8 protein-coding genes are annotated in these 9,335 nt (G+C 43.0%); 2 read left to right on the top strand and 6 right to left on the bottom strand.

The genetic code is table 11. The features are described 5' to 3' along the window. Positions 1-234, top strand: a 234-nt coding sequence (locus H6G69_RS33640) for a hypothetical protein (protein ID WP_206757639.1), incomplete at its 5' end; no start/stop codon positions are given. 38 nt (positions 235-272) lie between these two features. Here the strand turns inward: H6G69_RS33640 and H6G69_RS07025 are convergent. From H6G69_RS07025 to H6G69_RS07015, 3 genes are all read right to left on the bottom strand, one after another. Then, the gene (locus tag H6G69_RS07025) at positions 273-3,509 is read right to left on the bottom strand and encodes an efflux RND transporter permease subunit (RefSeq protein ID WP_190683714.1); all 3,237 of its coding nucleotides are present in this window, start codon (positions 3,507-3,509) and stop codon (positions 273-275) included. 18 nt (positions 3,510-3,527) lie between these two features. Further along, positions 3,528-4,838, bottom strand: a complete 1,311-nt coding sequence (locus H6G69_RS07020; protein WP_242071996.1) for an efflux RND transporter periplasmic adaptor subunit — start codon at positions 4,836-4,838, stop codon at positions 3,528-3,530. A 327-nt stretch (positions 4,839-5,165) separates the two neighbouring features. Beyond that, positions 5,166-5,855, bottom strand: coding sequence for a serine/threonine protein kinase (locus tag H6G69_RS07015; RefSeq protein WP_190683711.1), 690 nt, complete (start codon positions 5,853-5,855; stop codon positions 5,166-5,168). 359 nt (positions 5,856-6,214) lie between these two features. On the opposite strand from H6G69_RS07015, the gene H6G69_RS07010 reads away from it, so the two are divergent. Continuing rightward, a complete protein-coding gene (locus H6G69_RS07010) occupies positions 6,215-7,297 on the top strand; it encodes a peptidoglycan-binding protein (protein ID WP_190683708.1) in 1,083 nt (360 codons plus the stop codon). Positions 7,298-7,394: 97 nt separating this feature from the next. Here H6G69_RS07010 and H6G69_RS07005 read toward each other — a convergent pair whose 3' ends face one another. From H6G69_RS07005 to H6G69_RS06995, 3 genes are all read right to left on the bottom strand, one after another. Beyond that, positions 7,395-8,054, bottom strand: coding sequence for a hypothetical protein (locus tag H6G69_RS07005; RefSeq protein ID WP_190683705.1), 660 nt, complete (start codon positions 8,052-8,054; stop codon positions 7,395-7,397). Positions 8,055-8,168: 114 nt separating this feature from the next. Continuing rightward, positions 8,169-8,906: an intradiol ring-cleavage dioxygenase gene (locus H6G69_RS07000; protein WP_190683702.1), complete on the bottom strand. Its 738-nt coding sequence runs from the start codon at positions 8,904-8,906 to the stop codon at positions 8,169-8,171. 83 nt (positions 8,907-8,989) lie between these two features. Next, the gene (locus tag H6G69_RS06995) at positions 8,990-9,265 is read right to left on the bottom strand and encodes a hypothetical protein (protein WP_190683699.1); all 276 of its coding nucleotides are present in this window, start codon (positions 9,263-9,265) and stop codon (positions 8,990-8,992) included. Positions 9,266-9,335: the final 70 nt, after the last annotated feature.

Here is a 9,335-nt window from a genome sequence, read left to right as displayed (position 1 = left end):
TTCGAGTTCTGTCAAAGAGATTGTTGTAGTGACCCATGCTACGAAGCGGTCTATGATGACCAAGGTTGGGACGGTCTACTACTTCTCTTAAGATACAAGGTTGGGTGTAGCGATAGCCTAACCCAACAAAGTATGCTCGGATGTTGGGTTTCGTTCCTCAAACGCCAGTTGCTTCATGTCGGGGAACCCGCCCAAGGCACTGGCTCCCCAACCTACGCCAGAATTGGTTTTTAGTCTTAACCCAAGCGTATTGAGCGATAAATCAAAACATTTTACTCATCAGATGGCCGCTCTTCGCCCGTTGGTGTAGCCACTGCTGCCGATTCTGGTTTAGGGGTGTTTGCTAGCTCTGCTTCTGGTCTATCTGAGGTAGAGGGCTGTTGATGCGCAGACTTGCGTTTTAAAAAGCGTTCTTCCAAATTCTTGATGATGACATACAACACTGGAACAATTAGCAAACTCAGAACTGTGGCTACTAATAGTCCGCCAAATAACGCCGTCCCCAAAGACCAGCGCGAGGCAGAACCGGCTCCTGAAGCCACTACTAAAGGGAAAAATCCCAGTAGTGATGCTGAAGATGTCATAACAATTGGTCGAAATCGCTCTTGGGCGGCTGTTAAGGCGGCTTTGGGAATGCTCATACCTTGTTCAAAGGCTTGATTTGCAAACTCAACAATCAAAATGGCATTTTTAGAAGCCAGCCCAATCAACATGACTAAAGCTACGTTGGCGTAAACATCATTTACCAAACCACGCAACGCCAAAGCACTCAACGCACCCAACAGTGCCAACGGTACTGTTAACAAGATAATTGTTGGGTCAATATAACTTTCATACTGAGCCGCCAGTGTCAGAAACACCATAATAATCCCGAAGCCAAAAATGAGAATCCCCAAGTTACCTGCGGCTAATTCTTCGCGGGCGGTTCCTGTCCAATCGCTACCAACGCCAGGAATAGCAGTGGCACTGACGGCTTGCTGCATAGCTTGAATTGCTTGACCGCTACTGTAGCCTTGTGCTTCTCTACCTTGAATGCTGATAGAACGAAAGCCGTTGTAGTGAGAAATGACGGCTGGGGCTGTGATGGGTGTAAGTTTTGCTACTTCACTCAATCGCACCATTTGGTTGTTGTTAGAACGCACATATAGCTGATTTATATCATCAGGCGATCGCCGAAAGTTACCTTCAGCTTGGACATACACCCGATAACTCTGCTGTCCTAAAGTAAAATCGTTGACATATTGCGAGCCAACGGCCGCTGATAAGGTATTCACAGCTTGCTGAAAATCGACATTCAAAGCTTCCAGGCGATCGCGATCGAAGTCAATTTGAAATTGGGGTGTGCTGGCGGTAAACTGCGTAAATACACCGCCTGTCAAGGCTGGTTGCTGATTAGCTTGAGCAATCACCGCTTGGGCATTGGCAAAAAAGTCATCAATGGTTAATCTGCCGTTGGTGCGGTCTTCTAGCTGTAACTCAAATCCGCCTAAGGTACTAAAACCTTGAATTGGTGGAGGATTGACTGCGGTAATAATCGCATCGGGAATTTTTTGAAATGCCCCATTGATGCGTCCTAAAATTGCCGTCGCGCTTTGATTGGCTTGGGTGCGCTCTTCCCAAGGTTTGAGCTTGGCAAAAAATACACCCCGATTTGAGCCACTACCCGCAAAACCAAAGCCAGAGGTAGCAAAAACGTTATCAATTTCTGGTTCGTTCTGGAGAATTTTTTCTAGTTGGATAATCACACCATCTGTATAACCCAGAGAAACCCCATCGGGTGCTTGAATAATGCCTAAGACAATGCCTTGATCTTCATTCGGCACAAACCCTGTGGGTACTTGGGTGAACATCAAATAAGTCGCGGCTAAACCCACAACAAACAAAGCCACCACAGCATAACGCAGACGAATCAAAAATTTAACAATTGCCAGAAACCTATCAATAATCCATCCTAAAACTTGATTAAACTTGTGAAAAAACCAACCTAATGGGCCGCGTTTGGGTTGTGGTGGACGCAGCAAAATCGCCGCCATACTAGGACTAAAAGAAAGCGCGTTAAAGGTGGAAATAGCAATGGAAAAGGCAATGACTAAGGCGAACTGCTGATACATTTTCCCAGTAGAACCTGGGAAAAATGCCACGGGAATAAATACCGCCATCAACACCAAGGATGTGGCAACTACAGCACCCGTAAGTTCCTCCATTGCTTCAAAGGAGGCTTGCAGCGGTCTAACTCCCTGTTCAATTTTACTAGCGATCGCTTCGACTACAATAATCGCATCATCAACTACCAACCCTGTGGCTAAAATTAATCCAAATAAAGTTAAATTGTTGAGGGAAAATTTAAATATGTAAGCAAAGGCTAAAGCCCCAATTAGAGATACAGGAATTGCCACAATCGGAATAATGGTGGCGCGCCAGTCTTGGAGAAAGAGAAATATCACCAACACAACTAAGAGAATCGCTTCTACTAGGGTTTTGACTACTTCTTCTAGGGAAGCTTGCACAAACCCCACGGTATCGTAAACTACCTGGGTTTTTAATCCTGGCGGAAATTCTTTGCTGAGTTCGTTCATCTGCGCCTCGATGTTTCTGGCGACATCTAGCGCGTTACTCCCTGGCGACTGATAAATCGCCATCCCAATAGCTGGTTTGCCATTATTTCTCGCGTTGCTGGCGTAAGTTTCTGAACCGAGTTCCGCCCGCCCGACATCCCGCAGTTTGATTAAATTGCCATTACTCCCGACTTTGATGACTAAGTTTTCAAACTCTGAGGCATTTTGAAACTGACCGTTAACCCGCAAGGGAATTTCATAACTTTGACCAGAAGGTATAGGTGCTTGACCAATGGTTCCGGCTCCGGCGAGAATATTTTGCGATCGCAGTGCCGTTGCTACATCTGTGACAGTTAATTGCCGACTTGCTAAAGCATTCGGGTCAAGCCACAACCGCATCGCATACCGCTTTTCGCCAAAAATTGTCAAATCCCCGACTCCCGGAGTTCTGAGGATTTGATCGCGCAAATTTAAATCAATATAGTTACTGATAAATAGCGGATCGTACTCATTATTTTCGGCATAAAACGTATACACTAACAAAATACTGGTAGAAGCTGTTTGTGCTGTCACCCCAAGTTGTTGCACACTCGTGGGTAAGCGTGGTGTTGCCCTGGCAATGCGATTTTGGACATTTACTTGGTCAATATTTTTATCTGTTTGCGCCCCAAAATATACGGAAATTTGGCTACTGCCTGCGGCACTATTTGAGGTCATATACTGCATACCCTCGACACCGTTAATCTGGCGTTCTAGGGTTGTGGTTACAGCACTTTCCACAGTAGCGGCATCTGCCCCAGTGTAGCTAGCTGATATCTGCACCCGAATAGGCGCAATATCCGGTAAATAGTTTAGTGGTAGTAGCGGAATACACACGCACCCCACAATCAGAATCACTAAACTACAAACAGTAGTTAATACCGGACGTTTAATAAATGTGTTGGCGATCGACACGATCGAGTCTCCTACGATTTAGGATTGCGGTTGAATGGGTGTGCCTTCTCTGAGTTTGAGAATGCCAGAGGTAACAATGCTTTCACCGACTTTGAGTCCGTCTAGAACTTGATAACTGTCCCCTTGAATATCACCAAGACGAACTAAACGCTGATGTACAATTTGCTGCGGTTGGCCGTTAACAATGGTGTCTTCTGTCACAAAGACAAAACTTTGTCCCCCAATCCGCGAAATTGCTACAGTGGGAATCAGTATCCCTGGTTTTCGATTCCAAATCACCCGCGCTTTCACGTATTGACCATCGCGCAATCTTCCTTGAGCATTATTAAAGCGGGCTTTACTCAAAATCGACTGCTGATCAGAACTGACTGTAGGAGAAAGATAATTGATTGCACCTTGGCCAATCGCTTTTTGAGTGGTGGGGTCAATTAACTGCACTGGTAGTCCGACGCGCAGTTGCTTCAACCGATTTGACGGTACAGAAATATTTAAATCTAGCGCATCGTTTTGCGTAATGGTCGTGATTGTTTGCCCAGTGTTGACATAATCTCCAATTTTTACGGGAAATTCCCCCACTATGCCCGTGATGGGTGCTACGACTCTTTTTTGATTGACATTGACTTGGGCCGCTGCTGTACTAGCTTGGGCTTGCCGGATATTAGCCTCGGCTTGGCGTACTGCTGCATTGGCCGCTGCTACTTCTTTATCGGCAGCTTGTAAATCTGCAATGCCCGCTTGTAAATTATTATTGGCTATATCTAACTCTTGTCTAGCTTGCGCTCCTTGCGTAACTAATTGTTGGGTGCGGTTGAATTGAGTTCTTTGAAGCTGAACATTAGCTGCGGCTTTGCTCCGTTGGGCTTGTGCTTGTTGTAGTTGCGCCTGGGCTGTTTTTAAACCTGCTTGTGCAGCATTGGCAGCAGCAATAGAACTGGCAACATTGGCTTGAGTCTGATCTAAACTCAAAGAGGCGATTGGTGTTCCTTTCTGCACTCGTTGACCACTAGAAACCAGAATTGCTTCAATTCGTCCTTGAATTTGCGGTTGGAGTGTAACTTTTTGCTGTGCTTCTAAGGCTCCGACAAAATCGGAACTTTCTTGGGTTGTGCTAGTACCTATTGGCTGAACTTTCACAGGTAAAGCCGCATTTCTCGCATTGGCCGCAGGAGAAGTTTGGGCAGGAGCCGTTGAACGGCCATTGTCAGCAAAACGCGAAAACACAGTCATACCAACAATAGCCAAAACTAGCCCTAGCCCTACACCTACAAATAGCCCTTGCTGCCCTGAAAGTTTTTTAAAAGCTGAATTACTAATTTTAGGAGTTTCCATGAGTTTAACCTTCAACTCCCTAAGCAAAATAAGTAGAGTTTCGGGCTACTATGGACGACAAACAATAAACCTATATTCATGCACCAATGTGCATAAATATAGGGCGAATATTTTCCGATAAATGCATCCATCAACGAATACCTCTACCTTTTTAACTATGCATTAACAAGCTGCACTTGATCGGAATACAATACTTGCCCCGACAAAGTAACAACTATTTCGTCTTTAACAATGCTGAGAGTTTACTATAGAACATCAAGATAATTAATTTATCTTTCATTAGTAAGAAAACTATAATTTTTGTGCTAGTCAGAGTTAAAAAATATATTATTTAAAATGAGTTAGTCTCAGGATGAGCGAATCACAAAAAGTTTTGGCAGAAGTGATTAAACGATAACATTTACGTAGCATATTTAAAGCAGAGTAAGGTACTCGTAGCCGTAATGGGCAAAGAATCGGCAGATATAACCAGTAATAAGCCCTTTTTAAATCCTGCCATTTTGAGCAAGTTTCTTGATCAAGAAAATCAGAGATGTCTACGACTAGTCCTCTACCTTGGTGCATCATGACGTTTTTTCCGTGGACATCGTGAGGGTAGAGTCCGCGACTTTTGGCATAAACTAAAGCTCTGTCAATATCTCGGATCACCTGTTTGGGAATTGGTAAACCCAAGTGCATACAATCATAGAGGGTTTTGCCATAAAGCCGTTTTAATACTAAAACGCCATCAGCAGCATAAAAGCATTCAGAAAATGCAGGATGAGAACCTAAACGACGATAGACTTCGACTTCTTGTTCATAACCTGGCCTTCCAGGAGCATAAATTTTGACTACACACTCAGGGTATTCAGGGTGATAGAAAACTGCGGCATAATTACCTGTACCAAGTAATTGCCAAGGTTGGGGAAGATAGTGAACTTTGACGGGATCGCCAGGATGGACGCTCTCAATTTTTAAACTAGGCAATAGAGTGCAATTGATACTTTCGATTAGATATAATAGATGCGATTTATTCATCGTTGCTTACCATCTACCAGCAAACAATAATTTAAACTACCTGATTTATCTCAGATATTACGGTAATACGTAAAATTAAGTTTGAGTTTTGCAGGTTATTGGTATTACTGTCATTTTTCTTCATACTTAATTAGGGCGATCGCCTGCAACAAAATCAAATTTACGGCTATTAAATATGATTTAAAATTAATTTTTCGGCGATATCAGTATAAATCTCTAAAATGAGAATTTTTGGTGATGAGAAAAAATTTATAGATTTCCGAATCTAGTTGTTTATTCAGATAGTATGGAATAGGAAATCAGTAGTTTCTGTTGCCTTCCATCCAATTAATTTAAATCATCAAACTGGATTCTTATATATGAGCTTTCAATTTCCAGCTTTGCAACTGCCCACTCTGCAAAAACGCTCAGAAGGTCAAGCTGTAATTGCTTGGCAAAAATTTTTGTTAGAGCATGATTTTCCTGTCGCTGCTGTTGATGGTGATTTTGGCAATATTACCTATGAAGCTACTCGTAAATATCAAACAAGTAATGGTTTAACAGCCACAGGAATTGTAGATACTAATACATATCAAAAAGCCTTAACACAAGGTTTTGCCATTTATTTTGCAATTTATGCTAATGCAGCTAAAAAATTACTAGCCTATCTAAATTTTACAGATGAGCTAGTCAAAGATTTACAGAAAAGTTTAACAGCGATCGCCTCTCTAAATCCTGCCTTAGTGGTTGATGGCGATTTTGGCCCCAACAGTATCAGAGGGTTAGCGGAAGCTTATAAAAAAAGAGATATCCATTTTCGCACTGAGTTAGCCCAACAACTTTCTTTGGCAACAAAGGCTAAACTTGGTAGTGATTTTGATTTAGCTTTAGATAATATTAACGAATACGCTCAAAAATTAAGACAAAGACTGAGCGGTGAACACTGGGTTAATGCTTTTCCCGAAAGTGATTCAATTGATGATTTAGCTGCTCCTTTTCGTCAAAAAGTTCAAGCCTTTGCCAGAGCTTTAAACGATGCTGGCGCGACTATTAATATTGCGTCGGTATTACGCCCTCCAGAACGGGCTTATTTGATGCATTATGCTTTTATAATTAGTAAAAATGAAATTGCTGCTAAAGATGTTCCCCCCCTCCCAAATGTAGATATTATTTGGCAACATTATACCAATGCTGCTTCTGTGCAAGCTGCCGAACAAATGGTAGAAGCTTATAATATTGCTTTTCGTCCTGCTTTAGTTTCTCGACATACTCAAGGACTAGCTATTGATTGGGAAATAACTTGGGAAGGAACTTTGCAAATCAAAAATGCTAAGGGAAATATTGTCAGTATTAATGAGCCATTAACTAGCTATGAAAATTCTGATTTATGGCAGGTAGGACAATCTTTTGGAGTGATAAAATTAACTAGCGATCGCCCTCATTGGTCAAACGATGGACATTAAGCTACAGCATTTGGTTTCTCTGGATTGATCACCACCAAAATAGAACAAGTACCGCAGAATTAACTTGTGCTAAATCAGCGGTACTTGGAAGTATCAACTATCTGTCTGCGGGTGGTTGTTGGCGGTCATTGCCGCCCTCGCCTGGAGGATTAGCCGGAACGCCTAAAGCATCTTTTAATTTTTGTTCACTGACACCGAGTTTGGCGGCAGCAGCTTTAAAATCAGGACGGGGTGGACGCTGCTGATTTCCCTGTTCTTGGCTGGGTGGATTAGCGGGAACGCCCAAAGCATCTTTTAATTTTTGTTCACTGACACCGAGTTTGGCGGCAGCAGCTTTAAAATCAGGGCGGGGTGGTCGTTGGCGGTCATTGCCGCCCTCACCTGGAGGATTAGCGGGAACGCCCAAAGCATCTTTTAATTTTTGTTCACTGACACCGAGTTTGGCGGCGGCGGCTTTAAAATCAGGACGGGGTGGACGCTGCTGATTTCCCTGTCCTTGGCTGGGTGGATTAGCGGGAACGCCCAAAGCATCTTTTAATTTTTGTTCACTGACACCGAGTTTTTTGGCGGCGGCGGCAAAGTCAGGGCGGGGTGGTCGTCTTTGGCCTTGACCATCTGGTTGTTGGTCAGGCTGTTGTAAATCTTGGGCGATTTGGTAAGATGGCTTGGCCGCACTGACCTGATTGAGAGAAACTATACCAACTGTACTAGCTAAAATCGAAATTGTTGTTACTACTAATACTTTGTTCAACTTCATAATAACCTCCGTAAATCCTTCGCTGATGTTTTTTATTTAACTAACCCAAAATTACAGTTTGCCTTGCTTCTAAATTACATTTTTGTAATTTTTGTGCATAGTACAAGGCTCAAATTACGTCAGATTTAATCCGATATCCAAGCTAGCTGCATAGCCTTGTCCCTGCGGCTTAAGTTTGAGTAGCATTTGCTCACCCCCATCACGAAAAATGCCGTCATCAGTATTTTTCAGGGTGCGTTCTCCCTTGCTGGCGTATGGTGCTTGGGTATAAACGCGATCGCTAATTGCGTCATCAAAATACAACTGAGACGTAAACTCGTAATTTTTCCCTGACACATTCGTGCGGATTTTTATGTGAATATGCACAGTTCGCCCTTCATACCAACCAGGGTAAATAGTTGTGAACTGCACATTTCCCAACGCGTCTGTTATTTGATAACCGCGCAAGAATTTTTTACCAACAGTATCAAAATTTCTATCTGTGACATCAGAATAAACACCTAAAGCGTCACAGTGCCAAATATCAGTAATAACACTGGCTAATGGTGTGCAACCATTACTACTAACTTGAGAAATATGCAGTGTTAATTCTAGTGGTACACCTTGTTTCACCGAACCATCATTCGGATCGGTACGAATATCAGCACGCTTCAGCTTTTCATCGACAAAATACGGCCCTTCAGTTTGCTCTGGACTGACAATACAGGCAGGTACAGAGGATACAAGAACAGCGACATTAGACCTTTTGGGCATACATCCAACCACAAATATTGCCGTTCCCGCAGCCCTAGACAAAGTTAACATTTCTCGGCGGCTCAACATACGGCGTAATGAATGCTTGTAGTTATTCATGATGATGCTGATGACACATTACAGACACAGAACTTACACCATTCGGGAATTGAGATTTGGGAATGCTTGATGAGTAATCCCAATCACAATTCATTGATATTTCCGCGCTGATTGCGCTCAGTACCGCGATGATGGGGTTGGGGATGACGCGGTTTTTTGTCTAAGCGTTGTTGGCGATGCTTAATTTCTGCTTTTTTATCAGGTTTTTGTAATTCCTGAACAGGTTTACGGGGCTGTTGGGCAATCTGGGTATGATGCTCAGATGGATTAGCGGCATTGGCTTGAGAAGGTGCAACAAAACCAAATGTCCCCATCACAAAAGGAATTGCAGCTAGAGCTAAAACTCGGCGAATAGTCATGATCAATTAACCTCACAAATGTTTTTTGCTGACATCTATGATTAATCCACGCCAACATGACAGCTTGCCT

It is taken from the genome of Nostoc sp. FACHB-110 (assembly GCF_014697425.1).
Lineage (GTDB): Bacteria > Cyanobacteriota > Cyanobacteriia > Cyanobacteriales > Nostocaceae > Nostoc_B.
This window is presented reverse-complemented; position numbering and strand designations above follow the sequence as displayed.